Genomic DNA, 24,343 nt, shown 5'->3' with positions numbered 1-24,343 from the left:
ACGGTCGTCACCGCGCCGACCGTCAGCGCGGAAATCGTTCGGGCGCCTCGTAGAGCCATGCCAGTCCTCTGTGCAGAATCAGTGTCTCGGATCGCCTCCAGTCTCTGTTCCGCCCCACTCGTGCCTCGTACGACGCGGGGATGGGCTCGTGATCCAACTCGTGGCGTACGGCGACGCACCGGCCTCCTGCTGGAGTCCTGCACCTTGTCGTTCATCAGTCCGGGTAGGCGGCCGATCGCTGTGTCGTCGGTGCCCTGGGCGGGAGCGGAGGAACACGGTTGCCGCGTTCCGGCATCCGCCGGGGTGGGGGACGACACCGGCCTTTTCGCGCACCACACCGGCCGGGCTTGTCGCTTCAGCGCGCGGATCCCCCGCCCCTAGGGGTTAGGGGAGGGATACTGCGAACGACTCGTCCGCCTCACCGCACAGGACACGTCCCAGGACCCTTCGTCGCCGCCCCCACCTGCTGGAAGAAGCGCTCACCTCATCATTCGGGGACACGGTCCAGTTGACGCATCGCGGTGACGAGGGTGGAGGAGACGCGGGCCAGGGCGGGGTCCGCGGCGATGAAGAACGTTTCGACTCCGGCCAGTTCGTGGTTCATGCGGGCCATCGGCATTTCGTAGTCCAGGTCGGAAACGCCGCGGACTCCGCGGATGACGACATCGATTCCGCCTCGGCGGCAGTAGTCGACCAGCAGGCCGCCGGTGTGGGAGTCGACCGTGACGTTGCTCAAGTCGGCCGCTGCCGCGCGGAGCCGGTCCAGCCGTTCCGTGACGGGGATGCGGCCGGTCTTGTTCGAATTGGACATCACGCACACGACGACCTCGTCGAACAGGAGGGCAGCGCGCCGGAGCACGTCCTGGTGCCCTTGAGTGACCGGGTCGAAAGATCCTGGGAAGAGGGCTCGCATGACCGGGAAGAGTAACAAGCGGCCGCCCCCGGCGGTGCTCGTTCGTGGCGCTACCGGATCTGGCCGGACACCTGGATCGGACGGGAGCACGTCGTCCGGATGTGTCCGGATCGACGTGCTCACGCCACACATATCGCGTTCCGATAACAACCGTCCCGGCCTTCCCCGCCGTCCCGTAAGGTGCCTGGCAGCATCTTCTTGAACACGTTCAAGAGGGCTCCTGGGGAGGGGACTGCAGGCATGCGCAGTGGAGCGAAGGTCGCGATGGTCGGCGGAGTGTTCGCGGTCGTGGTCGGCGGGGTGGGCTACGGGGCGTACAACATGCTGGACGGGCTGAGCGGCGGGGGCGGCGGTACGGACAGCAAGTCCGCCCCCGCCGAGGTGAAGACGGGCCCGGTCACCAAGGCGGAGATCGACGAGGCGTCGAAGAAGTTCCTGAAGGCCTGGGCGAGCGGCGACCCGGACACCGCGTCCCAGCTCACCAACAACGCGGCCGAGGCCGGACCGGCCCTCACCGGTTACCGCGAGAGCGCCCACGTCACCGAGGCGGTGATCACCCCGGGCCCCACGGTGGGCTCGAAGGTGCCGTACACGGTAAAGGCGACCGTCTCCTTCGAGGGCAGGTCCAAGCCCTGGTCGTACTCCTCCGAGCTGACCGTGGTGCGCGGACTGACCACCGGCAGGCCCCTGGTGGACTGGTCCCCCGCCGTGATCCATCCGGACCTGACGGACGGGGCCTCGCTGAAGACGGGCGAGGCGGCGGCCCCGTCGATCGAGGCCGTCGACCACAACGGCAAGGTCCTCACCAAGGAGAAGTACCCCTCGCTGGGTCCGATCCTGGACACCCTGCGCCAGAAGTACGGCGAGAAGGCCGGCGGCACCGCGGGCGTCGAGACCTGGATCGAGAGTCCGGACGCGGGCAGCCCCGGCAAGACCCTGCTGACCCTCACCAAGGGCAGGCCGGGCAAGCTGCAGACCACCCTGGACGCCGACGCCCAGGCGGCGGCCGAGCTGGCCGTGAAGAAGTTCAGCCAGGCCTCGGTGGTCGCCGTGAGGCCGTCCACGGGCGCGATCCGCGCGGTCGCCAACAACCCGGCCACCGGGTTCAACGCGGCGATGCAGGGCACGCAGGCGCCCGGTTCCACGATGAAGATCGTGACGGCGGCGATGCTGATCGAGAAGGGCCTGACCTCGGCCGACCGGAAGATCGAGTGCCCGCCGACCGCGACGTACTACGGCCGCACCTTCAAGAACCTGGACGGCTTCTCCATTCCCGACGGCACCCTGACGACCAGCTTCGCCCGGTCCTGCAACACGGCCTTCATCAAGCTGATCGACGACGCCAAGGACGACGCGGCACTCGCCAAGGAGGCCCGCGACGTCTTCGGCATCGGCCTGAACTGGCAGACCGGCGTCGTCACCTTCGACGGCAAGGTGCCCGAGGAGACCCAGGGCGAGGCGGCCGCGCAGTACATCGGGCAGGGCACGGTCCAGATGAACGCCCTCAACATGGCGTCCATCACCGCCACCGCGCGGACCGGCACCTTCCGCCAGCCGATCATCGTGTCCCCGGAGCTCGACGGCCGGCCGATCGCCACCGCCTCCCGTTCACTGCCTGGGTACGTCTCCCAGCAGCTCACCAACATGATGCGCCAGACGGCGAGTTGGGGCACCGGAAGGGCCGCGATGGCCTCCGTGGGCGGCGACAAGGGCGCCAAGACGGGCTCGGCGGAGGTGGACGGCCAGGCCACGTCCAACAGCTGGTTCACCGGCTTCAGCAACGACCTGGCCGCCGCCGCAGTGGTCCAGTCCGGCGGCCACGGCGGCGACGCGGCGGGGCCGGTGGTCGCGGCGGTCCTTCGCGCGGGGTCGTGAGATGACTGCTGCCGGGCCCCGGGGGTCGCGCACGTTCGTTCTCGGAATGTGCGCGTCCGTGGGCGGCATCGCGGGTGCGGCCAGGGGCGCGGCGGACGGGATGGGGCTGCTCAAGGTCCTCGGGCTGCTGGCCGTCGGAGTGTTCGGGGTGCTGCTGACCGTCGGCTGCGTGGTGAACTGCGCCAGGGATCGGTGACAGCCGTTCCCGTCGGCGTGGAATCGCGTCGCATGCCCCGCGCGGGATTCGCTAGCGTGCGGGCATGAGCACTTCCGATGCCACCGCCGCTGCCGAAGCCCACCCCCGATTCGCCGAGGCCCTGCGGGAGCTGGGGCTCGATGTCGAGGTCCGCCGCTTCCCCGAGGCCACCCGTACCGCCGCCGAGGCCGCCGCCGCGATCGGCTGCGAGCTGAGCGAGATCGTCAAGTCGCTGATCTTCGAGGCCGACGGGGTCCCCGTGCTGGTCCTGATGGACGGCTCCTCGCGCGTCGACGTGGAGCGGGTACGCGCGGAGCTGGGCGCCGGGAAGGTCAAGCGGGCCGGGGCCGATCTGGTCCGGGAGACGACCGGGTACGCGATCGGCGGCGTGCCCCCCTTCGGGCACCGTACGAGGACCCGGGTGCTGGCCGACCGGGGGCTGCTGGACCACGACGTGGTGTGGGCGGCGGCGGGCACCCCGCACACCGTCTTCCCGCTCGACCCCAAGTCGCTGATCGGGCACGCCGGCGGAACCGTGGTGGACGTGCGCGAGCAGTCGAAGTGACACCGCCGGTCGCGTTCGCGGTGCTGGTCGCGGCCATCACGCACGCCAGTTGGAACGCGATCGCGCACGCGATCAAGGACCAGCTCCTCTCCTTCACCCTGATCTCCGGCGGCGGTCTGCTGATCGGCGCGGCCGCCGCCTGCTTCGTCCCGCTCCCGGCCGCCGGGGCCTGGCCCTACCTGCTGGTGTCGGCCGCGCTCCATGTGGCGTACATGCTGCTGCTGATGCGTTCGTTCACCCTGGGCGACTTCGGGCAGATGTACCCGATCGCCCGGGGTACGGCGCCGCTGGTGGTGACGGTCCTCGCCGCGGTCTTCGTCGGCGAGCACCCCGACGGCTGGGCCACCGCCGGGGTCGCGGTGGCCTCGGCGGGGCTGGTCGGGCTGGCCCTCTGGGGCATCCGGGGCTCCGGCAGACGCCCCGACTGGCCGGCCCTGCTGGCCGCCCTCGCGACCGGCCTGGCCATCGCCGGGTACACCACGGTGGACGGCGTCGGGGTGCGCGCCTCCGGCACCCCGCTCGGCTACATCGCCTGGCTGATGATCCTGGAGGGACTGGCCATCCCGGCCTACGCGCTGTACCGCCGCCGCGCCGAACTCCTGCCCGCCCTCCGCCCGTTCGCCGTACGCGGGCTGCTGGGCGCGGCCCTGTCGGTGACGGCGTACGGCCTCGTCCTGTGGGCCCAGACCCGGGCGGCACTGGCACCGATCGCGGCCCTGCGGGAGTCGTCGATCATCGTCGGAGCGGCCATCGGGACGCTGTTCTTCAAGGAGCGGTTCGGCGCGCCGCGGATCGCGGCGGCGGGGCTGATGGTGGTCGGCATCGGGCTGATGCTGCACACGGGTTGAGCACGACGGCCCTGCGGCTCCGCCCCTTGTTCAATCGGGGTGCACGGAGAGGGTGTACGTGAAGTCGGTGCCGGGGACGACGACGAGGAACGGGTTGCCGCCCTTGATGTGTGCCTGGGCCGCGCGCTGACCCTGCCGGTCCTCGTACCAGGCACGGAGCTCGGCGGGGCGGTCGGACGTGGAGCCGACCGGCAGCCGTTTCAAGGGCTGCACCCACGCCGAACGCTCCAGGTCCGATCGCGGGCCGAAACCGGAGTCGGAGTCCGGATCGGCGTCGGGATCGGCGTCGATCCGGTCCGCGATCCACAACGCCTGACCGCCCAGCCACCGCAGCGCCAGCACCGGCGAGATGGTCCGGAACGTGCCCAGTACGTGTCTCTCCATCTTCCCGGTGCCCCCGAAGAACTCCATGGCCAGCGCCTCGCACCGGTAACCCTCCGGCGCCGCCGCCCCGTTCACAGCCCACCCCGACTGCTCCGCAGATTCCGCAACGCGTTCTCCACGCTCAGCCGCTCGGCCGGAGTCAACGCCCGGACCCACTCGGGTTCCGCCTCCCATTCCACACCGCCACCGACCGGCCGCAATGACCAGTACGGGCCGGCGACCCCACGGAACTCACCCACCCGGCCGCCATGGCCGGTATCCCGGAAGAGCGTGCCGGGCGAGGGGAGTTGAAGGGGTTCATGGCGAGTCAGGGCCCCGCCGTCGTCTTCGGACACGCCAACTCCGCTCCGTAGCCATTCCACTACCAGGAGGCTTCAGCGTGACCTAGAGTCGAGATGTCATCAACATGGCTGAGAAGGAGGACACATTGGTAAACCGCAAGGAGTTGAACCCTGAAGCAAGCCCTCAGGCAGCTTTCGGCGCACGTTTACGCAGGCTGCGCGAAGAGCGCGGCTGGACCCAGGATCACGTCGGTGCGCTGGTCGGCTGCACAGGCAGGCATATCTCAGCCCTCGAAACCGGTCGGAAATCACCGACTCTGCCGTTCTCACGCCGCGTCGACGTGGCATTGGACACGACCAACACCGCCGATTCGTTCGAGCGCGAATGGCGCGAGATCAAGCACGGCAACCTGCTGGAGGGCTTCCCGGAGTACGTCGGATACGAGGGCCGGGCAGCGGAGATCAGACTGTTCGAGTGCGGCGTGATCCCCGGCCCGCTCCAAACTCGTGAGTACGCACAGGCCATGGCAGCCAGCGCAGTTGACCGAGGGGTCATCACGCAGGAGCAGGCCGACGAACGGGTTTCGTTCCTCGTGGAGCGACAGGACGCACTGGCACGCCCCCTGCCTCCTCTGGTGATTGCGGTACTGGACGAGAGCTGCGTCCGGCGGCCCGTCGGCGGCCCCGCCGTCATGGACGCTCAGTTGCAGTCCTTGGCCGACTTCGCCTCGCAGCCGAACACCATGCTCCAGATCGCCCCGTACAGCCTCGGCGAGCGTCGCCCCCTCGACCGGCTGGTGAACCTGCTGACCCTCCAGGACCGATCCGTGTTCGCCTACGTGGAGTCGCAGACGCAAGGCCAGTTGGACCGTGAACTGACCTCTGTACTGCCCCTGGTGAGGGCCTACCATCAGTTGCAGGCCGTATCTCTGTCGCAGACAGCTTCCGTGGACCTGATCCACCAGCTACGAAAGGGCACCCCGTGACGACCGAAGCCGCGACCCCACACTGGGTCAAGTCCTCCTACAGCAACAACGGCGGTTCCTGCGTCGAGTGGGCCCCGAGCAGCGCACTCGCCAGCGGCATCGTCCCCGTCCGCGACTCCAAGAACCCGGGCGGCCCCGTGCTGCACGCCTCCCCCGCTTCCTTCGCCGCCTTCGTGGCGGGCGTCAAGGCCGGGGAGTTCGGCGCCGTCTGACCTGGACCGACCCCACACCGCCCCGCCGTGCCACGCACGGCGGGGCGGTCGGGCGTCCAGCTGACGTGGTGCGGTCCGCGTTCAGTTCGCCGGGACCGGCGCCAGGCGGGCCGGCGGTTCCTCGGCCGCCGGGGCCGCAGGGGCCGTCGGCCCGGCGGCCGGGCGCAGGAGCACGGCGCAGGCGACGGCGGCCAGCAGGGCGAGCGAGGCCGAGACGGTCAGGCACAGCCGCATGCCGTCGAGGAAGGAGTCGCCCAGGGCGGTCAGGGCGGGTCCGGTCGCGGCGTCCAGTTGGAGCCCGGCCACGGCGCCGAGTCCCTGCTCGCGGGCGGTGTCGAGGACGCGGGCACTCGCCTCGGCGGGCACCCCCGCGTCGGTGAGGCGGCCGGGCAGCGCGTCCAGGGCCCGGGTGGTCAGCAGGGCGCCGAGCACGGCGGGGCCGAGGGCGCCGCCGACCTGGCGGAAGGCGTTGTTCCCGGCGGCGGCCATCCCGGCCAGGTGGTACGGGACGGAGGACACCGCTGAGGCGGTCATCGGGGTGATCACGGCGCCCATGCCGAGGCCCAGCAGGGCCAGCCGCCAGACGATCGAGCCGTAGGAGGTGTGGGCGTCGACGCCGGTCAGCGAGAGCATCGCGGCCGCCGCGACGACCAGGCCCGTGGTGATCAGGACCCGGGGGGAGACCCGGTGCATCAGGCGTCCGACGGGCAGGCCCGCAAGGAGGGACACCCCGGACACCATCACCATCCGCAGCGCCGCCTCGATCGTGGTCAGGTGCTGCACCATGCCGAAGTAGAGGCTCAGCACGAAGAAGAAGCCGATCAGCCCCAGGAAGCTGATCATGGCGACCAGGGCGGTGGCGGTGAAGGCCGGGCTGCGGAACAGCGCCAGGTCGAGCATCGGGCTCGCGCTGCGGCGCTCCACGACGACGAACACGGCGGCGGATATCGCGCCCAGCACCAGGGCCGTCACCACAGCGGGCTCGCCGAAGCCGTCCGCGCCGCCCTCGATGACGCCGTACACGACCGCGGTGACGGCGACGGCCGCACTGATCTGGCCGGGCCAGTCGAGCCGGCGGCCGTGCGGGGCGCGCGAGTCGGGCAGCCGGTACGCCGCGACGACGAGCACGATCAGGGAGACCGGTACGGGCAGGAGGAAGATCCAGCGCCACGCGACGTGCTCCAGCAGCACCCCGGCGATCAGCGAGCCCACGGCGAGCGAGCCCATCAGGGACATCGCCCACAGGCCGATGTACTTGCCCCGCTCCCGGTGGTCGGGGACCGCGTGGCTGATCAGGGCCAGCGTCGTGGGCAGCAGCGCCGCCGCACCCAGACCGGAGACCGCCTGCCCGGCCCACACCCACTGCACCGAGTCCGCGGACAGCGATATCGCCGCGCCCAGCGCACACAGGGCCATGCCCGTCTGGAAGACCCGCTTGCGGCCGTGTACGTCACCCCACACCCCGGTGGTCAGGATCAGCGCGGCCATCGGCAGCACGAAGGCGTCCGAGACCCAGGACAGCTGGGACGTGGAGGCGCCCAGTGCCCGCTGGATGGCCGGCAGGCTCACCGACACGGTGGTCACGGGGAGATAGGCGACGAAGACGCCCAGGCAGGCCATGACGAGCGTGACGCCCCGCCCTGATCTGTCCTGTGTCGTTGCGGAGTTCACGAAGTGGTTCCTTCTGCTGCGGGGGCGGGTGCCGCGCGGGGCACCGGCTGCGATGTGGGCACCGCCGTCCGGCGTGCGCCCGCTCCCGGGTGATCCGGCGTACCACCGCATTCCGCGCGGTACGCCGAATCACCCACAAAGCCGCCGACCAGCTTCGCCCCGACCGTCGACGAATCCCCAAGCGATCTCGGCGAACATCATGAAACCTCCGGATATGCGAATGACCATGTGACCATTCATCCATGCCTGACGATCTGGACCGCAAAATCATCCATGGACTGAACTGCTCGCCGCGGGTCTCCTTCCGCCGCCTCAGCGAGGTCGTCGGGGTGTCCGAGCAGACCGTGGCGCGCCGCTACAGCGCCCTGCGCCGCGGCGGTGTCATCCGCGTCGTCGGGCTGAGCAGCCCCGCCGCCCGCGGCCGGTCCGAGTGGATCGCGCGGCTGCGCTGCCGCCCGGACGCCGTGGGGCCCCTGGCGGATTCCCTGTCCCGCAGGCCGGAGGTCGCGTACACGAGCATCGCGTCGGGCGGTTCGGAGATCATCTGCATCGTCCGTTCGCCGTCCGGGACCGCCCACGACGACGTGCTGCTGCGGCAGCTCCCCCGGGCGGCCTCGGTCCTGGACCTGAACGTCGACCTGCTCGTCCACGCCTTCGGCTCCCCGGACACGGCCGGCTGGACCGGGCGGGAGGGCTCGCTCACCGACGAGCAGGTGCGGCTGCTGACCGCGGAGCGCCCCGTCCCCGCCGGGCCCCCACTCACCCCGACCGAGGAGGACCGCCCGCTCCTCGAAGCGCTGGCGGAGGACGGCCGCGCCTCCCACACCCGGCTCGCGGAGGCCACCGGCTGGTCCAAGCCGCGGGTGGCCCGCCGGCTGGAGGCCCTCGAAGCGACCGGCTCGCTGGTCTACGACATCGACGCCGTGCCCGAACGCCTCGGCTACGAGCTCAACGCCACCCTCTGGCTCCAGGTCGACCTGCCCCGGCTCCAGGAGATCGGCGAGGAGCTCAGCGGGCACGACGAGTGCGCCTTCGCCGCTGCCATCAGCGGCAAGCACAACATCATGGCCGTGGTCATCTGCAAGGACACCCCGGACTTCTACCGCTACCTCAGCGGCCGCTTCGCCCGTACCGAGGGCATCAGGGGCTACGAGATCAGTGTGCGCGTGCGCCGTCTCAAGCAGGCCGCCTCCCTCGTCCTCAACGGGCGGCTCGTCCACCCCGCGCTCGCCTGACCCGGGCGCGGGGCGGACCGGGCCCGTATCGGTCGGGACGCGCTCAGGCCACGGCCCGCCGGGGCCCGTCGTCCGCGCCCTCGCCCTCGCCCTCGCCCGCCGTGAACTCCTCACCCTCCGGCCGCCCCTTCTTCGGGAGCAGGAAGGTCATGGCCAGGAAGGCGACCAGCAGGCAGGACTGCGCGATCAGCGCGTGCCGGAAGCCGGACGCGAAGTCGCCGGTCCTGGCGTCGGCGAAGAACACGGAGCCGAAGACGGCCACCCCGATCGAGCCGCCGATCGACTGGACCGCGGAGAGCACGCCGGAGGCGGAGCCGATCTCGTGGTCGTCGACGGCCGCGAGGATGAAGCTGAACAACGCCGCGATGACCATGCCCGCGCCGATGCCCGAGACGACGACGCCGGGGGCGATGTCCCAGATGGAGAACGAGCCGCCCAGGCGGCCGAGTTCGTAGCCGAGCAGGGCGGCGCCGGCGAGCTGGACGAGCGGGCCGATCTGGAGGACCGCGCGGCCGATCCGGTCCGCGAGCACGGCGCCGCTGACCGCGCCGCCGATGGCGGTCCCCACGGCGAGCGGGAGGTTGCCGAGGCCCGCCTCGCCCGCGGTGAAGTGCCGGCCGATCTGGAGGTAGAGGGTCAGCACGAGCTGGGTGCCGACCAGTCCGGCGAAGAACAGGGCGATGCCACCGAGCCCCACGGTGAAGGCGGGCTTGCGCAGCAGCGCGGGGGTGACCAGCGGTTCGCGCCCCTTGGCCGCGGTGCTGCGCTGCCGGAGCGCGAAGGCGCCGAATCCGGTGACGGAGCCCGCCATGCAGAGCCAGGTCCACAGCGGCCACCCGGCCTCCTGGCCCTGGTTCAGGGGCAGGACGAGCAGCGCGCAGGACAGCGCCACCAGGGCGGCGCCCACCGTGTCGACGACCACCGTGCGGTCGCCCGGCCGCCGGGGGACGACTTTCGCGGCGACGACCAGGGCGGCGATGCCGATGGGCAGGTTGACCAGGAAGACCAGCCGCCAGCCCAGGCCGAGGAAGTCGCTCTGGATCAGGCCGCCGCCCAGGACGGGCCCGATGATGCCGCCGAGCCCCAGGACAGGTCCGAAGATGCCGAAGACCTTGGTGAGTTCGGCGCCGGAGAAGTTCTCCCGCAGCAGTCCGAGCCCCTGGGGCAGGAGCATCGCGCCCGCGGTGCCCTGGAGCAGCCGGAAGGCGATCAGGGACCCGATGTCCGGCGCGCAGGCGCACAGCAGGGAGGTGGCGGTGAACGAGGCGAGGCCGATCAGGAACATCCGGCGCCGCCCGTAGCGGTCGCCGAGCCGTCCGCCGAGGATCAGCCCGGCGCCCAGCGTGAGGGCGTATCCGCCGATCACCCACTGGAGTCCGACGGAGCCGGCGCCCAGCGACCGTTCCAGTTCGGGCCCGGCCACATTGACGATCGACGCGTCCAGCAGATCCATGATCTCCGCGACGAGCATCACCGCCAGGATCAGCCACCGCCACCGGTAGGGCGGCGCGGCGGTCGGGTCAGCGTTCATTTTACCTCTACTCATTGGTTACCAATTAACTCGCCAATAAACTTACCAATATTCTTAGCAATATTGAGAGTATCCTGAGCCCCATGGATGTCAAACCGACCGCCGCCACCCCCGCCGGGACCCCGGCCGAAGCCCCCGCCGACGCTCCCTCCGGTGCCCCGGCCGACGACGGTGCCATCCGTGAGCAGTTGCGGAATCTGACCCTGCGCCAGCAGCGGTTCGAGCGCCATCTGGGCCGCCGGCTGCGGGTGGACGCGGCCGGGCTCGCCGTGATGGACCATCTCGTGAACGTCGGGCCGACCACCCCCACCGACCTCGCCCGCCGGCTGGACGCGTCGACGGCCGCGACGACGCTGGTGATCGACCGGCTCGTGGCCGCCGGGCACGCCCGGCGGGAGCCCCACCCGACCGACCGGCGCAAGGTGATCGTGGCTCCCGCCGAGCACTGGGAGGCCATGGCGTACGAGCATGTGGCCCCGGTCATCCAGGGCGTCACCGAGGCCGCGGCCGACCTCTCCCCGCAGGACCGGGCCGTGGTGGCGGCGTTCCTGCGGCGGGTGGTCGGCGTCTACGACGGGGCGACCGGCCGCTGACCGCCCGCGGCCGAGCCCTACTTCCCCGAAACCGCCTGCCGGAACCCGTAGTTGGTCGCCGTCAGGCCGCCGTCCACACGCAGCGTCGTCCCGGTGATCCAGGCCGCGTCGCGGGAGGCGAGGAAGGCGACGGCGGACGCGATGTCCTCCGGCTCGCCGACCCGGCCGAGCGGGTAGAGGTTGCTTACGCGGGTCAGTTCGGCGTCGCGGCCCGCCCAGGCGGCGGTGCGGACGGTGCCGGGGGCGACCAGGTTGACGCGTACGCCGCGCGGGCCCGCGTGGCCGGCCAGGGTGCGGGTCAGGCTCGCCAGGCCCGCCTTGGCCGCGCTGTAGCCGTGGTTGCCGAAGTCCTGTTCGCCGTTGACCGAGCCGATGTTGACGATCGCGCCCCGGCCGGAGGCCACCAGGTGCGGGAGGGCCGCCCGCGCGCAGCGGTAGGGGCCGGTGAGGGTGACGTCCAGGTCGCGCTGCCAGGCCTCGTCGGGCTCGTCCTCGAAGAGCGGGACGTCCCTGGTGCAGGAGTACGCGTTGTTGACCAGCACGTCCAGGGAGCCGAAGGCGGCGACCGTGTGGGCCACCGCCGCCTCGACGGCCGCCCGGTCGGCCACGTCGCAGGGCAGCGACTCGGCGGCGCCGCCCGTCTCGCGTATCGCGGCGGCGGTGCGTTCCGCGCGGTCGCCGTCCAGGTCGGTGACCAGGACCCGGGCGCCCTCCGAGGCCAGCCGGCGGGCCGTGGCCGCGCCGATGCCCTGGCCCGCTCCGGTGATGAGTACGCCGTGGCCGTCGAATCGCGGACCGGTGGGGTGTGGAGTAGTCATGGCGCCGACCGTACTGCCCTGACCAGGGCCTGGGCACGGGGATCGGCGGTGACTCCCTTCTGCAGACCGTTCGTCACATAGCCCAGGGCGATGCCGGATTCGGGGTCGGCGAAGCCGAGCGATCCGCCCCGGCCGGGGTGGCCGAACGAGCCGGGGGCGAGCAGCGGGGACGCCGGGCCGTGGAGCATGTAGCCGAGGCCGAAGCGGGTGTTGACGACCAGGACCCGGTCGGGGCCCGCCGACTCCTCGGTGCGGGCCAGGGTGAGGGTGGCCGGGGCGAACAGGCGGTGGCCGTCGACCGGGCCGATCATCGCGGCGTAGCAGCGGGCCAGCGCGCGGGCGGTGGCGATGCCGTTGGAGGCGGGGAGTTCGGCCGCCCGGTAGCCGGGGTCGTTCTCGTCGGGGAACGGGTCGATGGCCCCGAAGGCGCGGCGGGTGAGGGACTGCGGGTCGCGGTAGGCCTCGCTGACGGAGCGTTTGGGGCGCAGCCGCAGGACGCCGCCGTTGCCGCCGTCGCCCGCGGCGGGCGGTTCGACCGGGCCGATCCGGCCCACCCGGTGCGCCTCGTCCGCCGGGAGGCCGAACCAGAAGTCCAGGCCGAGCGGGCGGGCGATCTCCTCGGCGATCCAGCGGCCGACGGTGCGTCCGGTGACCCGGCGCACCAGTTCGCCGATGAGCCAGCTGTAGGTCTGGGCGTGATAGCCGTGGTCGGTGCCGGGTTCCCACTGGGGGCGCTGGGCGGCGACGGCCTGCGGGCCGGAGATCCCGTCGGCCGCCTCGGAGGGGGTCAGCGGGCAGTCGAGCGCGGGGATGCCTGCCCGGTGGGAGAGGAGGTGGCGGACGAGTACGCGTTCCTTGCCGGCCGCCTTGAACTCCGGCCAGTACGTGCCGACCGGGGCGTCCAGGTCGAGCTGGCCGCGCTGGTGCAGCAGCAGCGGTACGGCGGCGGCGATGCCCTTGCCCGCCGAGCGGACGATCTGCACGGTGTCCACGGCCCAGGGTTCGACGCCGTCCACGTCTCTCGTACCGGCCCAGAGGTCGACGACCTTGTGCCCGTCCCGGTAGACCGTGACGGCCGCGCCGCGTTCACCGCGCTGTTCGAAGTTACGGATGAAGGCGTCCCTGACCGGTTCGAATCCGGCCGCCACCGTGCCCCGTACGTCCACGTCTGCTTCTGCGCTCCCGCTCATCCCCCCATGGTGCATCCCGTCGCGGGCGGCAGGCGTGGCAGGTCACCTCATGTTCACAGTCACGGAACGCGGGTCGAAGCCGAAGGGCAGTTCCAGGCGGTGTGCGCGCATCAGCTTCTCGTCGCAGAGCAGGTCCTGGGTGCGGTCGTCGGCGGTGATGACGCCCTCGCTGAGGATCACCGCGCGCGGGCACAGCTCCAGTGCGTACGGCAGGTCGTGCGTGACCATGAGCACGGTGACGTCCAGGGACCGCAGGATGTCGGCGAGTTCGCGCCGCGAGGCCGGGTCCAGGTTGGAGGACGGTTCGTCCAGGACGAGGATCTCCGGCCGCATGGCGAGGACAGTGGCGACGGCGACGCGGCGGCGCTGGCCGAAGGAGAGGTGGTGCGGCGGGCGGTTCGCGTACTCCGCCATGCCGACCTGTTCCAGCGCCTCGGTGACGCGTGCCTCCAGCTCGGCACCGCGCAGCCCGGAGGCGGCCGGGCCGAAGGCGACGTCCTCGCGGACGGTGGGCATGAAGAGCTGGTCGTCGGGGTCCTGGAAGACGATGCCGACGCGGCGGCGGATCTCGGCGAGATTGCGCTTGTCGACGGGGAGACCGGCGACCCGGACGGTGCCCGCCCCGGCGTCGAGGATGCCGTTGAGGTGCAGGACGAGGGTGGTCTTGCCGGCGCCGTTGGGGCCGAGCAGGGCGACGCGTTCGCCCCGGGCGACCGTGAGGTCCACCCCGAAGAGCGCCTGGTGGCCGTCGGGGTAGGCGTAGGCGAGGCCGCTGACTTCCAGGGACGGGGCGGGGGCGGTGGGCTGGCTCATAGGGTCCATCCCAGCAGACAGACGGCGAGGGCGAGGACGGGGAGTGCCGCGGCGTACGCCCACTGGGTCCGGGAGGCGGTCACCTCGTCGATGACCGGCATGGATCCGGCGTAGCCGCGGCTGACCATGGCGAGGTGGACGCGTTCGCCGCGCTCGTAGGACCGGATGAACAGGGCGCCCGCCGATATGGCCAGGACACCCCACTGCCGTACGCCGCGCGCCTCGAAGCCCCGGGAGCGGCGGGCGATCGACATCCGGCGCATCTCGTCGGTGATGACGTCGCCGTACCGGATCATGAAGGAGGCGATCTGGACGAGCAGCGGCGGCAGCTTGAGCCGCTGGAGGCCGAGCAGCAGCGAGCGCAGTTCGGTGGTGGAGGCCAGGAGCACGGACGCGGCGACACCGAGGGTGCCCTTGGCGAGGACGTTCCAGGCGCCCCAGAGGCCGGGGACGCTGACGGAGAGGCCGAGTACGTGGGTCTGCTCGCCGGGCACCACGAACGGCATGAGCAGCGCGAACGCGACGAACGGCACCTCGATGAGCAGCCGCTTGAGCAGGAAGCCCGCCGGGATGCGGGCCAGCGCGGTGACCACGCCGAGCAGCACCGCGTACAGCGCGAACGCCCACATCGACTCGCGCGGCGTCGAGACGACGACCACGACGAAGCAGAAGGCGGCGGCGATCTTGCAGTGCGGCGGCAGGTCGTGGATCGGCGAGTGACCGTGCCGGTAGAGCTTGTGCGCGTGCCCGGCGCCCATGTCAGACGGATTCCGTATCGCGCGTGGGGTCCGCGGGGGCGTCCGGGGTACGGCGGCGGCGGACCACGTAGAAGACTCCGCTGCCGACGACGACGGTGGCCGCGACGCCGATGACTCCGGCGAGGCCGCCGGAGATCCGGGCGTCGGACACGTCCTTGACGCCGTAGTCGGCGAGCGGGGAGTCCTTGGCCGCGTGCTCCTCGGTCTTCTTGTCGATGCCCTGGTCGGCGGCGACCTTCTCCAGGCCGTCGGGGCTGGAGGAGGCGTAGTACGAGACGAAGCCCGCCAGGACGAGGGCGGTGACCAGGCCGGCGGCCCAGATCCTCCGGTGCGAGCGGGCGGCGGCCGGGGCGGCCTGTGCCGGGGCCGGGGCGGGGGCGTCGACCAGTTCGCCGTCGATCCGGAGCTTGAGCGAGGAGGTGAGTCCGCGGGCGCCGTGCACCAGGTCGGGGCGTACGGCGATGACGGCGCCGACGGTCAGCGCGGTGATCACGGCCTCGCCGATGCCGATCAGGACGTGGACCCCGGCCATCGCGGTGAAGACCTTGCCGATCGGGATGTCGGTGGTGCCGCCGATCCAGTAGATCAGCGTGAAGACGCAGGCCGCGGCCGGTACGGAGACCAGGGCGGCGACGAAGGACGCGCCGGTCACCGAGCGGCGGGTCCTCGGCAGCACCCCGAGCAGCCCGCGGAAGAGTGCGTACGCCACGACGGTGGTCGTGATGCCCATGTCGAGGACGTTCACGCCGAGCGCGGTGAGTCCGCCGTCGGCGAAGAGGATGCCCTGCATGAGCAGGACGACGGTCACGCAAAGCACGCCGGTGTACGGCCCGACCAGGATCGCGGCCAGCGCCCCGCCCAGCAGATGCCCGCTGGTGCCGGCCGCGACCGGGAAGTTCAGCATCTGCACGGCGAAGATGAACGCGGCGACCAGACCGGCGAGCGGCGCCGTGCGCTCGTCCAGCTCGCGCCGGGCACCCCGCAGGCTGACGGCGACCGCACCCGCGGCGACGACTCCGGCGGCGGCGGAGACGGGCGCGTTGATGAATCCGTCGGGTACATGCATGGGGGCTCCGCTTCCTGCGGTCGTGTTCCTGCGGTCGTGCGTCGCTGCGGACGATGTCGTGAACCGCTCAATGATAGGACCTTGTTGCAAACCCTTCGCAAGAGCGACTCCGTCACAACCGTTCCCCGCGCCCGTCGCCGGAAATATGCGACATTGGATGGCGAAGCAGTACATACAGGAGGGGTCGTTACACACAGGAGGAGTCGTTCCATGCCCCCCGTGATCCAAGAACAGGCGGATGCCTGGCTCGTCAACGACACCCCCGATCTCCCGGCGGTACCGGTCGACCTGCTGTACGACGCCGACAAGGACCCGCGCACCGTCCATGTCGCCTTCCCCGGCGGCGACGACTGGGCATTCGGCCGCGATCTGCTGGAGGGCGGACTGCGCGCCCCCACCGAGCGCGGCGGCATCCGCGTATGGCCCTGCGGGCGGACCCAGCTGGTCGTGGAGAATCACTCGGCCGACGGCGTCGAGGTGGTGCAGTTCGACAGCGCGCCACTGATCCGCTTCCTGCACCGTACGCACACCGAGAACACCAAGCCGCCCGCGCACGCCTAGGGCCTGGCGGCCCGGCGCAGGACCGCATGAGAGAAGCCCCCGTGCCGCTCGCACGGGGGCTTCTCTCTCATCGCCCCGGTCCCCCGTCCCCACAGGTAACCGGCGCTTCCGGGGCCGCGCTCCGCTCAGACGCGGGCCCGGAAACTCGTCGCGGCTCTCGCCTCGCGGCTCAGACCCGGGTCAGCTCGCGCTCGCCCCCGGTCTCACCGCCGGGCGTCTCGTCGAGCTGCTCGCGCAGCCCCTCGCCCTCCACGTCCACGTTCGGCAGGATCCGGTCCAGCCAGCGCGGCAGCGACCAGGCGCGGTGGCCGAGCAGGGCCAGGACCGCGGGCACGATCGCCATCCGGACGACGAACGCGTCGAAGAAGACGGCGATGGCGAGCGAGAAGCCGATCATCTTGACCATCTGCTCGCTGGAGCCGATGAAGCCGGCGAAGACCGCCATCATGATCACGGCCGCGGCCGTGACGACCCGGGCGCCGTGCCGGAAGCCGGTGACGATCGCCTGGCCGGGCTTCTCGCCGTGTACGTACGCCTCGCGCATCCGGGTCACGAGGAAGACCTCGTAGTCCATCGCGAGGCCGAAGACCACGCCCACCATGAAGATCGGCATCATCGACATGATCGGACCGGGCTGCTCCACCCCGAAGAGCGAGCCGAGCCAGCCCCACTGGAAGACCGCGACGACCGCGCCGAGGGCCGCGACGACCGAGAGCAGGAAGCCGAGGGCCGCCTTCAGCGGCACCAGCACCGACCGGAAGACCACCATCAGGAGCAGGAAGGCCAGGCCGACGACGAGCGCCAGGTACGGCAGGAGCGCGTCGTTCATCTTCTGCGAGAAGTCGATGTTCATCGCGGTGGAGCCGGTGACCAGGACCTCGGCACCGGTGTCGGACTTGATGTCCTTGCCCGCGTCCCGGATCGCGTGGACCACGTTCTCCGTGTCGACGGAGCTCGGCCGGTCCTTCGGGACCACGGTGATCATCGCGGTGTCGCCGGCCTTGTTGAACTGGGCCGGGGTGACGGCGACGACGCCCTTGATGCCGGAGATCTCGTCGGTGACCTGCTTGGCGGCGGTCTTGCCGTCGGAGCTGTCCGCAGTGTCGACGACGACCATCAGCGGCCCGTTGAAACCGGGGCCGAAGCCGTCGGAGAGCAGGTCGTAGGCGCGCCGCTGGGTGGTGCTGGTGGGTTGGGAGCCCTCGTCGGGCAGGCCCATCTCCAGGGAGGCGACCGGTACGGCCACCGTGCCGAGGCCGATGACGCCGACCAGCAGCACCCACACCGGCTTGCGCAGCACGAACCGCGCCCAGCGGGTGCCCATGTTCGGCTTGTCCTCGGTCTTGTCCGGGGCCCCGGCGGCCTTGCGCGCCTTGCGCCCCAGGACCCGCTTCCCGGCGAAGCCCAGCAGGGCCGGGACCAGGGTGAGCGCGATGAGTACGGCGATGGCGACGGTGCCGGCCGCGGCGAAGCCCATCTTCGACAGCATCGGGATGTTCACGACGGCGAGGCCGACCAGCGCGATGACGACGGTGAGACCGGCGAAGACGACCGCGGAGCCCGCCGTGCCGACGGCCCGTCCGGCCGCGTCCTCGCGTTCCCTGCCGTCGGCCAGTTCGGCGCGGTAGCGGGAGACGATGAAGAGCGCGTAGTCGATGCCGACCGCGAGGCCGATCATCATCGCCAGGGTGGAGGTGGTGGAGCCCAGGTCCAGCACGTTCGCCAGCGCGGTGATCGTCGAGACGCCGATGCCGACGCCGATCAGGGCGGTGAGCAGCGGAAGCCCGGCGGCGATCAGCGAGCCGAAGGTGATGACCAGCACGATCGCGGCGATGGCGACACCGATGATCTCGGTGACCCCGGTCTCCGGGATCACCATGAGCGCGTCACCGCCGATCTCCACGGTCATCCCGCTCTTCTGCGCCGCGTGGCCCGCGTCCTCCAGGGCGTCCCGGGTCCCGTCGGTCAGCTCCATAGAGTTGACCTTGTAGGAGACCGAGACGTACGCCGTGGAGCCGTCCTTGCTGACGGCACCGGCGGTGTACGGGTCGGAGACCGAGGCGATCTGGTCCGAGCCCGACTTCAGCTCGCCGATGACCTTGTCGACCTCGGCCTTGTTCGCCGGGTCGGACATCTTCTCGTTGTCGGGCGCCTTGAAGACGACCCGGGCGGTCGCACCGTCGGCACTGCCCCCCGGGAAGCGCTGTTCCAGCAGGTCGAAGGCGCGCTGCGCCTCCGTGCCCGGGATCGAGAAGGAGCTGGAGGTGGCGGTGGACGCGGAGGCCGCGCCGAATCCGGCGAGCGCCAGCAGTGCCACCCAGATCAGGGCGACATAGCGGCGGCGCCGGAAGGCGAGCCGTCCGAGCTTGTAGAGGAATGTGGCCACGGGGGCGTACTCCCGGTCAGGTCGTGTGAGTGGAAAAGGGCGTGAGGAACCAGCCCGACGACGAGAGCGGCGTGTCAGGTGGGGCTTGGGGAGGGGCGGTGCGACGGGGACGGACCGCGCGGGGCGGTCCGGAGAGTCAGACTCCGAGGGCGGGGAAGACCACGGATTCGACGTAATCGGTGAGGAACGCCTGGTCGACCGAGCGGTCCTCGACCAGCTGCCGGGCGGCGAAAGCGCCGATCAGCATGTGTGAGACGTATTTCAGCGCCGGATTGTCCGGACGCACCTCGCCCCGGTCCACGGCCCGGCGCAGCAGCAGGTCGAGGCCGGTCATCTCCGGCTCGATCAGCAGGTCGCGCAGGGCTTGGTACAGATCGGGATTCTCGTGGACGGCATGGCTCAGGCCCCGCATCAGCGCGGAGTCCTTCTCCATCTGGCAGTCGTCGGTACGGCCCACCACGGCGTGGAAGTCGCCGCGCAACGACCCGGTGTCGATCTCTTCGAGGGACACCGGCTTGTTGTGCCGCAGGGCCTTGACGACCAGCTCCGGCTTGCTCCCCCACTGGCGGTAGAGGGTGGCCTTGCTGGAACGGGTGCGGGCGGCGACGGCGTCCATGGTCAGGGCGTCGTAACCGACCTCGCGGAGCAGGTCGAGCACGGCGGCGTACAGCTCGCTCTCACGCTCGGGTGTGAGCCGGGTGCGTGCCACGTGTCGACCTCCTGTTCGGGTTCTCGTACGTCAGTCAATCGAACGAAACTGTTTCGTACACATCGACGGTACCCCGGCCGCCCAGCGAAACGAAATCGTTTCGCTTGTGTTCCGCACCACAACCGGTACCGCACCACGAGTTGCCGGGGCCCTCCCGCGCGGAAAGCATTGGAGGGTGAGTGACGACGCCGCGTATCTCCGTTTCCCGCACCTCCACGACGATCTGCTCTGCTTCGCGGCCGAGGACGACCTCTGGGTCGCCCCCCTCGCGCCCGAGGGGCAGCCGCCCGGCCGCGCATGGCGGCTGACCATCGACCGGACCAGGGTCAGCCATCCCCGCTTCTCCCCCGACGGGAGCCGCATCGCGTACACGACCTGGCGCAGTCTCGATCCCGAGATCCATCTCGTCCCGGTCGAGGGCGGCCCGGCCCGCCGGCTCACCTACTGGGGGTCGACGGACGCCCGGGTCTGCGGCTGGACCCCCGATCCCGGGGACGCCGCCCAGATCCTCGCCGTGTCCTCGCACAGCCAGCCGTTCTCGCACGTCTCCTGGGCCTACAGCGTCCCCACCGACGGCAGCCCCGGCGGCAAGCTGCCCTGGGGCCCGGTCTCCGGCATCGCGGTCGCCGACATCGACGACGAGCGGCGCACCCTGCTGCTCACCGGCACCCCGCCGCACGAACCGGCCGCCTGGAAGCGTTACCGGGGCGGCGCGACCGGCCGGCTGTGGCTGCACGGCAAGCGGCTGCTGCCCGACATCGGCGGCCATCTCGACTCACCGATGTTCGTCGGCGGCCGGATCGCCTTCCTCTCCGATCACGAGGGCGTCGGCAATCTCTACTCCTGCCGGCCCGACGGCGGCGATCTGCGCCGTCACACGGACCACGACGCCTTCTACGCCCGGCACGCCTCCAGCGACGGGCACCGGGTCGTCTACCAGTGCGCGGGCGATCTGTGGCTGGTGGACGACCTGGCGTCGCCGGACGCGGTGCCGCGCAAGCTGTCGGTCCGGCTCGGCGGGCCGCGCACCGGACGGCGTATCCACCAGGTCCCGGCCGCCAGCAACGTCGACTCGCTGTCCGTGGACGAGACGGGCCGCGCCAGCGCCGTCACCGTACGCGGCAGCCTGTACTGGCTGACCCACCGCGACGGCCCCGCCCGCACCATCGCCGACACCCCGGGCGTCCGGGTCCGGCTGCCCGAGATGCTCGGCAGCGGCGGCCAGGTCGCCTACGTCACCGACGCCGACGGCGAGGACGCCATCGAGATCGCGTACCTGCCGCGCGCCAGCGGCGACCGCGCGCCGCGCCGACTGGCCTCCGGGCAGGTCGGCAGGGTGCAGGAGCTGATCGCCGACCCGGACGGCGAACGCCTGGCCATCGCGACGAACGACGGGCGGCTGCTGCTCCTGGACACCGACGAGGAGACCTCCACCGGCGAACCCACCGAGCTGATCCGCTCCATCAACGGCCCGGTCCGCGACCTGGCGTTCTCCCCGGACGGCGCCTGGCTGACCTGGTCGCACCCCGGCATCGGCCGCTCGCTGCGCCAGATCAAGCTGGCCCGCATCCTGGGCACCGGCGCGCCCGTGATCGTCGATGTCACCAACGGCCGCTTCGAGGACGAGAATCCGGTCTTCACGGGCGACGGCCGCTATCTCGCCTTCCTGTCCTGGCGCGGCTTCGACCCGGTGTACGACGTCCACACCGGCGACCTCTCCTTCCCGCTGGGCTGCCGCCCGTACCTGGTGCCGCTCTCCTCCGCCACGCCCTCCCCGTTCGCCCTGTCCCCGGAGGGCCGTCCGGCGGCGGGCGGGCTCGACCCGGCCGACGACACCCCCGACATCGGCACGGGCGAGGGGCCGTCGACGGTCACCGTCGAGTTCGAGGGCCTGGAGAACCGGGTGACGCCCTTCCCGGTCTCCGCGTCGAAGTACTCCGCCCTGCACCCGGTGAGCGGCGGCGGGCTGGTCTGGCTGCGCTGGCCGATCTCCGGCGCGCTCGGCGAGACCTTCGCCAACCCGTCGGACATGTCGGGCCGCCCCACCCTCGAACACTTCAACATCACCAAGGCCAGAAAGACCGAACTGGTCCCCCATCTCGACTGGTTCGCGGTCAGCGGCGACGCGACCCGGCTGGTCGTCATGGACGAGGGCGAGCTGCGCGCCGTGCCCGCCACCGAGACCGGCGACAGCGACACCACCGTCTACCTGGACCTGCGCCGCATCCTGCACGAGGTCGACCCGGCGGCGGAGTGGCGGCAGGCGTACGAGGAGGGCGGCCGCATCATCCGCTCGTACTTCTGGGAGCCGGACATGTGCGGCATCGACTGGACGGCGGTGCTCGACCAGTACCGTCCGCTGGTCGAACGGGTCGCCTCCCCCGACGAGTTCGCCGATCTGATGCGCGAGGTCCTGGGCGAACTGGGCACCTCGCACGCGTACGTGACCCCGGCCCGCCGCAACGAGGGACCGCCGCACTACCAGCGGGCGATCGGCCTGCTCGGCGCGAACCTGGTGTGCCGGGACGGCGAGTGGATGATCCGGCGCATCCTGCCGGGCGACTCCTCCGACTCCAAGGCCCGTTCCCCGCTGGCCGGTACGGGCGTCCGGGAGGGCGCGGTCCTCACCCATGTCGACGGCCGCCCGGTCGATCCGGTGGCCGGACCGTACCCGCTCCTCACGGCGGCGGGCGGCACCACCGTCGAGCTGACCTTCCGCCCGGCCGGGGACGAGGGCCGCCCCCGCCGCGTCGCCGTCGTACCGCTGGTCGACGAACGGCCGCTGCGCTACCAGGACTGGGTGGCCAAACGCCGGGAAGTCGTACGGGAGTTGAGCGGCGGCAAGTGCGGCTATCTGCACATCCCCGACATGGGCGGCTCGGGCTGGGCGCAGTTCAACCGGGACCTGCGCATGGAGGTGTCCCGCCCGGCGCTCATCGTCGACGTACGTGGCAACGCGGGCGGACACATCAGCGAGCTGGTCGTCGAGAAGCTGACCCGCCGGATCCTCGGCTGGGACCTGACCCGCAACGCCCAGCCGGTCAGTTACGCCTCCAACGCCCCGCGCGGCCCCGTGGTCGCCCTGGCCGACGAGGCGACCTCCTCCGACGGCGACATGATCACCGCCGCGTTCCGCCTGCTGAAGCTCGGCCCGGTGGTGGGCCAGCGGACCTGGGGCGGCGTGGTCGGCATGACCGGCCGGACCCGGCTGGGCGACGGCACGGTGATCACGGTGCCGATGAACGCGGCCTGGTTCGACACCTACGGCTGGTCGGTCGAGAACCACGGCGTCGAACCGGACCTGGAGGCGCTGCGCACCCCCCTCGACTGGGCGGAGGGCCGGTACGCGGTGCTCGACGACGCGGTACGGGTCGCCCTGGACCTGCTGGCCGCCCAGCCGGCGGCCACCCCGCCGACGTACGACGACGTCCCGGACCGGCGACGTCCGCCGCTGCCGCCACGCCACGAGTGATCTGGCTCACGCCCTGTCACAGCCCCTCTCCGTCCGGTGTCTTGATGCCGAAAGCAGGCAACGGAACCGGACGGAGACGCAGACACCATGAACAAGAACACCGATGTGGTCGTGATCGGCGGAGGTTACGCGGGCGTCACCGCCGCCAACCGGCTGGCCCAGCGGGCCGACGTGACCGTGACACTGATCAACCCCCGCCCCGACTTCGTCGAGCGCATCCGCCTCCACCAACTGGTCGGTGGAAGCAATGACGCCGTCGTCGACTACGCGGAGGTCCTGGCCGGGAACGTCCGGCTGGTGGTCGACAGCGTGGCGACGATCGACGCGGCCGGACGGGGCGTGGAACTGGCCGGCGGTTCCACGGTCGGCTACGACTACCTGATCTACGCGGTGGGCAGCGGCAGCGCCGAACCGGACGTGCCCGGCGCGGCGGAGTTCGCCCACCCGATCGCCACCCTGGAGGAGGCGCGGCGGCTGCGGCCGGCCGTCGACGCGGCGCCCGCGACGGCCCCGGTGACCGTGGTCGGCTCGGGCCCGACCGGCATCGAGACCGCCGCCGAACTGGCGGAGGAGGGCCGGGCCGTGACCCTGGTCTGCGGCGAGGAGCTCGGCCCGTACCTTCACCCCCGGGGCCGCCGCGCGGTCGCCCGGACCCTCGCCGAACTCGGTGTGACCGTGGTCGAGGGCCCCGGCGCGCGGGTGGCCGCCGTGACCGGTGACACCGTACGGCTCGACGACGGCCGCGAACTCCCCAGCCGGGTCACCGTCTGGGCCACCGGATTCAGCGTGCCGGACCTGGCCGCCCGCAGCGGGCTGACCACCGACGCGGTGGGCCGTCTGCTCACCGACGAGACGCTGACGAGCGTGGACGACCCGCGCATCGTCGCGGCCGGGGACGCGGCGGCACCGGCCGGCGCGCCGTTCCGGATGAGCTGCCAGGCCGCCGGCCAGCTGGGCTCGCGCGCCGCCCGCACGGTGCTCAGCCGGATCGCGGGTGAGCGGCCCGCACCCCTGAAGGTGCGGTTCGCCGGCCAGTGCATGAGCCTGGGCCGCCGCACCGGGTTCTTCCAGTTCGCCTCCATGGACGACCGCGCGAACCCGCTGTACCTGGGTGGCCGCCCCGGTGCGAAGCTCAAGGAGATCGTCTGCAGGGCCACCGTCAAGCAACTGGTGAACGAGGCGCGCAAGAGCGCCCCGCGCGCCGAACGCGACAAGGCACCGGCCACCGCCGGACAGACGGCCTGAGCGCCACGAGCCGAGCGCTGATCGCCGAGGAGAGG

At 71.6% G+C, this 24,343-nt stretch carries 23 protein-coding genes; 11 read left to right on the top strand and 12 right to left on the bottom strand.

Translation table 11 applies throughout. The features are described 5' to 3' along the window. Positions 1 to 487: 487 nt before the first annotated feature. Complete coding sequence (coaD, locus tag EES42_RS38720; protein ID WP_124722883.1) at positions 488 to 913, bottom strand: pantetheine-phosphate adenylyltransferase; 426 nt, start codon at positions 911 to 913, stop codon at positions 488 to 490. Between the two features lie 240 nt (positions 914 to 1,153). Here coaD and EES42_RS38715 point away from each other — a divergent pair, with 240 nt between their 5' ends. From EES42_RS38715 to EES42_RS38705, 4 genes are all read left to right on the top strand, one after another. Then, the gene (locus EES42_RS38715) at positions 1,154 to 2,788 is read left to right on the top strand and encodes a penicillin-binding transpeptidase domain-containing protein (RefSeq protein WP_124722882.1); all 1,635 of its coding nucleotides are present in this window, start codon (positions 1,154 to 1,156) and stop codon (positions 2,786 to 2,788) included. A gap of 46 nt (positions 2,789 to 2,834) precedes the next feature. After that, on the top strand, positions 2,835 to 2,984 hold the full coding sequence (locus EES42_RS45245; protein WP_164495487.1) for a hypothetical protein: 150 nt from the start codon (positions 2,835 to 2,837) through the stop codon (positions 2,982 to 2,984). A gap of 64 nt (positions 2,985 to 3,048) precedes the next feature. Continuing rightward, positions 3,049 to 3,549, top strand: a complete 501-nt coding sequence (locus tag EES42_RS38710; RefSeq protein WP_124722881.1) for a YbaK/EbsC family protein — start codon at positions 3,049 to 3,051, stop codon at positions 3,547 to 3,549. Beyond that, positions 3,546 to 4,397, top strand: coding sequence for a DMT family transporter (locus EES42_RS38705; RefSeq protein WP_124722880.1), 852 nt, complete (start codon positions 3,546 to 3,548; stop codon positions 4,395 to 4,397). The genes EES42_RS38710 and EES42_RS38705 overlap by 4 nt, the downstream gene beginning before the upstream one ends. Before the next feature lie 30 nt (positions 4,398 to 4,427). Here the strand turns inward: EES42_RS38705 and EES42_RS38700 are convergent, their stop codons facing one another. Then, entirely contained in the window at positions 4,428 to 4,808 is a 381-nt protein-coding gene (locus tag EES42_RS38700; RefSeq protein ID WP_124722879.1) for a hypothetical protein, read from the bottom strand. Between the two features lie 44 nt (positions 4,809 to 4,852). After that, positions 4,853 to 5,092 carry a hypothetical protein gene (locus EES42_RS46890; RefSeq protein ID WP_124723029.1) on the bottom strand — a complete coding sequence of 80 codons (240 nt, stop codon included), beginning with the start codon at positions 5,090 to 5,092 and terminating at the stop codon, positions 4,853 to 4,855. Positions 5,093 to 5,187: 95 nt separating this feature from the next. Between EES42_RS46890 and EES42_RS38690 the strand changes: the two genes are divergently transcribed. Both EES42_RS38690 and EES42_RS38685 read left to right on the top strand, forming a co-directional pair. Further along, a complete protein-coding gene (locus EES42_RS38690; RefSeq protein ID WP_206433800.1) occupies positions 5,188 to 6,048 on the top strand; it encodes a helix-turn-helix domain-containing protein in 861 nt (286 codons plus the stop codon). Beyond that, a complete protein-coding gene (locus EES42_RS38685) occupies positions 6,045 to 6,260 on the top strand; it encodes a DUF397 domain-containing protein (protein ID WP_124722878.1) in 216 nt (71 codons plus the stop codon). The genes EES42_RS38690 and EES42_RS38685 overlap by 4 nt, the downstream gene beginning before the upstream one ends. Positions 6,261 to 6,341: 81 nt before the next feature. Here EES42_RS38685 and EES42_RS38680 read toward each other — a convergent pair whose 3' ends face one another. Further along, positions 6,342 to 7,880, bottom strand: a complete 1,539-nt coding sequence (locus tag EES42_RS38680) for an MFS transporter (RefSeq protein WP_124723027.1) — start codon at positions 7,878 to 7,880, stop codon at positions 6,342 to 6,344. Positions 7,881 to 8,173: 293 nt separating this feature from the next. Between EES42_RS38680 and EES42_RS38675 the strand changes: the two genes are divergently transcribed. Then, positions 8,174 to 9,166 (top strand): Lrp/AsnC family transcriptional regulator, encoded by a 993-nt coding sequence (locus tag EES42_RS38675; RefSeq protein ID WP_124722877.1) that lies wholly within the window; start codon positions 8,174 to 8,176, stop codon positions 9,164 to 9,166. Between the two features lie 43 nt (positions 9,167 to 9,209). Here EES42_RS38675 and EES42_RS38670 read toward each other — a convergent pair whose 3' ends face one another. Continuing rightward, positions 9,210 to 10,697 carry an MFS transporter gene (locus EES42_RS38670; RefSeq protein WP_124722876.1) on the bottom strand — a complete coding sequence of 496 codons (1,488 nt, stop codon included), beginning with the start codon at positions 10,695 to 10,697 and terminating at the stop codon, positions 9,210 to 9,212. Between the two features lie 83 nt (positions 10,698 to 10,780). Between EES42_RS38670 and EES42_RS38665 the strand changes: the two genes are divergently transcribed. Further along, positions 10,781 to 11,290, top strand: coding sequence for a MarR family winged helix-turn-helix transcriptional regulator (locus EES42_RS38665; RefSeq protein WP_124722875.1), 510 nt, complete (start codon positions 10,781 to 10,783; stop codon positions 11,288 to 11,290). A 17-nt stretch (positions 11,291 to 11,307) separates the two neighbouring features. Here EES42_RS38665 and EES42_RS38660 read toward each other — a convergent pair whose 3' ends face one another. The 5 genes from EES42_RS38660 to EES42_RS38640 form a co-directional block, all read right to left on the bottom strand. Beyond that, the gene (locus EES42_RS38660; protein WP_124722874.1) at positions 11,308 to 12,108 is read right to left on the bottom strand and encodes an SDR family NAD(P)-dependent oxidoreductase; all 801 of its coding nucleotides are present in this window, start codon (positions 12,106 to 12,108) and stop codon (positions 11,308 to 11,310) included. Beyond that, entirely contained in the window at positions 12,105 to 13,274 is a 1,170-nt protein-coding gene (locus EES42_RS38655; RefSeq protein WP_124723026.1) for a serine hydrolase domain-containing protein, read from the bottom strand. Before EES42_RS38655 ends, EES42_RS38660 begins: the two co-directional genes overlap by 4 nt. A 66-nt stretch (positions 13,275 to 13,340) precedes the next feature. Then, complete coding sequence (locus tag EES42_RS38650; protein ID WP_124722873.1) at positions 13,341 to 14,111, bottom strand: energy-coupling factor ABC transporter ATP-binding protein; 771 nt, start codon at positions 14,109 to 14,111, stop codon at positions 13,341 to 13,343. Continuing rightward, positions 14,108 to 14,869: a cobalt ECF transporter T component CbiQ gene (gene cbiQ / locus EES42_RS38645; protein ID WP_124722872.1), complete on the bottom strand. Its 762-nt coding sequence runs from the start codon at positions 14,867 to 14,869 to the stop codon at positions 14,108 to 14,110. The genes EES42_RS38650 and cbiQ overlap by 4 nt, the downstream gene beginning before the upstream one ends. Position 14,870: 1 nt before the next feature. Next, positions 14,871 to 15,935 (bottom strand): energy-coupling factor ABC transporter permease, encoded by a 1,065-nt coding sequence (locus EES42_RS38640; protein ID WP_124722871.1) that lies wholly within the window; start codon positions 15,933 to 15,935, stop codon positions 14,871 to 14,873. A 210-nt stretch (positions 15,936 to 16,145) separates the two neighbouring features. Here EES42_RS38640 and EES42_RS38635 point away from each other — a divergent pair, with 210 nt between their 5' ends. Then, complete coding sequence (locus EES42_RS38635) at positions 16,146 to 16,496, top strand: SsgA family sporulation/cell division regulator (protein ID WP_124722870.1); 351 nt, start codon at positions 16,146 to 16,148, stop codon at positions 16,494 to 16,496. A 169-nt stretch (positions 16,497 to 16,665) separates the two neighbouring features. On the opposite strand, the gene EES42_RS38630 is transcribed toward EES42_RS38635, so the two are convergent. Beyond that, positions 16,666 to 18,882: an MMPL family transporter gene (locus EES42_RS38630; RefSeq protein WP_124722869.1), complete on the bottom strand. Its 2,217-nt coding sequence runs from the start codon at positions 18,880 to 18,882 to the stop codon at positions 16,666 to 16,668. A gap of 136 nt (positions 18,883 to 19,018) precedes the next feature. Continuing rightward, positions 19,019 to 19,591: a TetR/AcrR family transcriptional regulator gene (locus EES42_RS38625; RefSeq protein WP_124722868.1), complete on the bottom strand. Its 573-nt coding sequence runs from the start codon at positions 19,589 to 19,591 to the stop codon at positions 19,019 to 19,021. Between the two features lie 175 nt (positions 19,592 to 19,766). On the opposite strand from EES42_RS38625, the gene EES42_RS38620 reads away from it, so the two are divergent. Further along, positions 19,767 to 23,063, top strand: a complete 3,297-nt coding sequence (locus EES42_RS38620; protein WP_124722867.1) for a S41 family peptidase — start codon at positions 19,767 to 19,769, stop codon at positions 23,061 to 23,063. 87 nt (positions 23,064 to 23,150) lie between these two features. After that, positions 23,151 to 24,308, top strand: coding sequence for an NAD(P)/FAD-dependent oxidoreductase (locus tag EES42_RS38615; protein ID WP_124722866.1), 1,158 nt, complete (start codon positions 23,151 to 23,153; stop codon positions 24,306 to 24,308). The last annotated feature ends 35 nt before the right edge of the window (positions 24,309 to 24,343 follow it).

The organism is Streptomyces sp. ADI95-17 (genome assembly GCF_003846175.1).
GTDB lineage: Bacteria > Actinomycetota > Actinomycetes > Streptomycetales > Streptomycetaceae > Streptomyces > Streptomyces sanglieri.
The sequence above is the reverse complement of the archived record's forward strand: the minus strand, read 5'-3'. Positions and strand labels throughout refer to the sequence as shown.

What these genes read in the sequence shown, in the direction of transcription:
- EES42_RS38665 (WP_124722875.1), top strand. Translation starts at nt 10,781, where the DNA reads ATGGATGTCAAACCGACCGCCGCCACCCCCGCCGGGACCCCGGCCGAA.
- EES42_RS38710 (WP_124722881.1), top strand. Translation starts at nt 3,049, where the DNA reads ATGAGCACTTCCGATGCCACCGCCGCTGCCGAAGCCCACCCCCGATTC.
- cbiQ (WP_124722872.1), bottom strand. Translation starts at nt 14,869, where the DNA reads ATGGGCGCCGGGCACGCGCACAAGCTCTACCGGCACGGTCACTCGCCG.
- EES42_RS45245 (WP_164495487.1), top strand. Translation starts at nt 2,835, where the DNA reads ATGTGCGCGTCCGTGGGCGGCATCGCGGGTGCGGCCAGGGGCGCGGCG.
- EES42_RS38715 (WP_124722882.1), top strand. Translation starts at nt 1,154, where the DNA reads ATGCGCAGTGGAGCGAAGGTCGCGATGGTCGGCGGAGTGTTCGCGGTC.
- EES42_RS38670 (WP_124722876.1), bottom strand. Translation starts at nt 10,697, where the DNA reads ATGAACGCTGACCCGACCGCCGCGCCGCCCTACCGGTGGCGGTGGCTG.
- EES42_RS38615 (WP_124722866.1), top strand. Translation starts at nt 23,151, where the DNA reads ATGAACAAGAACACCGATGTGGTCGTGATCGGCGGAGGTTACGCGGGC.
- EES42_RS38700 (WP_124722879.1), bottom strand. Translation starts at nt 4,808, where the DNA reads ATGGAGTTCTTCGGGGGCACCGGGAAGATGGAGAGACACGTACTGGGC.
- EES42_RS38640 (WP_124722871.1), bottom strand. Translation starts at nt 15,935, where the DNA reads ATGCATGTACCCGACGGATTCATCAACGCGCCCGTCTCCGCCGCCGCC.
- EES42_RS38690 (WP_206433800.1), top strand. Translation starts at nt 5,188, where the DNA reads ATGGCTGAGAAGGAGGACACATTGGTAAACCGCAAGGAGTTGAACCCT.
- EES42_RS38650 (WP_124722873.1), bottom strand. Translation starts at nt 14,111, where the DNA reads ATGAGCCAGCCCACCGCCCCCGCCCCGTCCCTGGAAGTCAGCGGCCTC.
- EES42_RS38675 (WP_124722877.1), top strand. Translation starts at nt 8,174, where the DNA reads ATGCCTGACGATCTGGACCGCAAAATCATCCATGGACTGAACTGCTCG.
- EES42_RS38660 (WP_124722874.1), bottom strand. Translation starts at nt 12,108, where the DNA reads ATGACTACTCCACACCCCACCGGTCCGCGATTCGACGGCCACGGCGTA.
- coaD (WP_124722883.1), bottom strand. Translation starts at nt 913, where the DNA reads ATGCGAGCCCTCTTCCCAGGATCTTTCGACCCGGTCACTCAAGGGCAC.
- EES42_RS38680 (WP_124723027.1), bottom strand. Translation starts at nt 7,880, where the DNA reads ATGGCCTGCCTGGGCGTCTTCGTCGCCTATCTCCCCGTGACCACCGTG.
- EES42_RS38635 (WP_124722870.1), top strand. Translation starts at nt 16,146, where the DNA reads ATGCCCCCCGTGATCCAAGAACAGGCGGATGCCTGGCTCGTCAACGAC.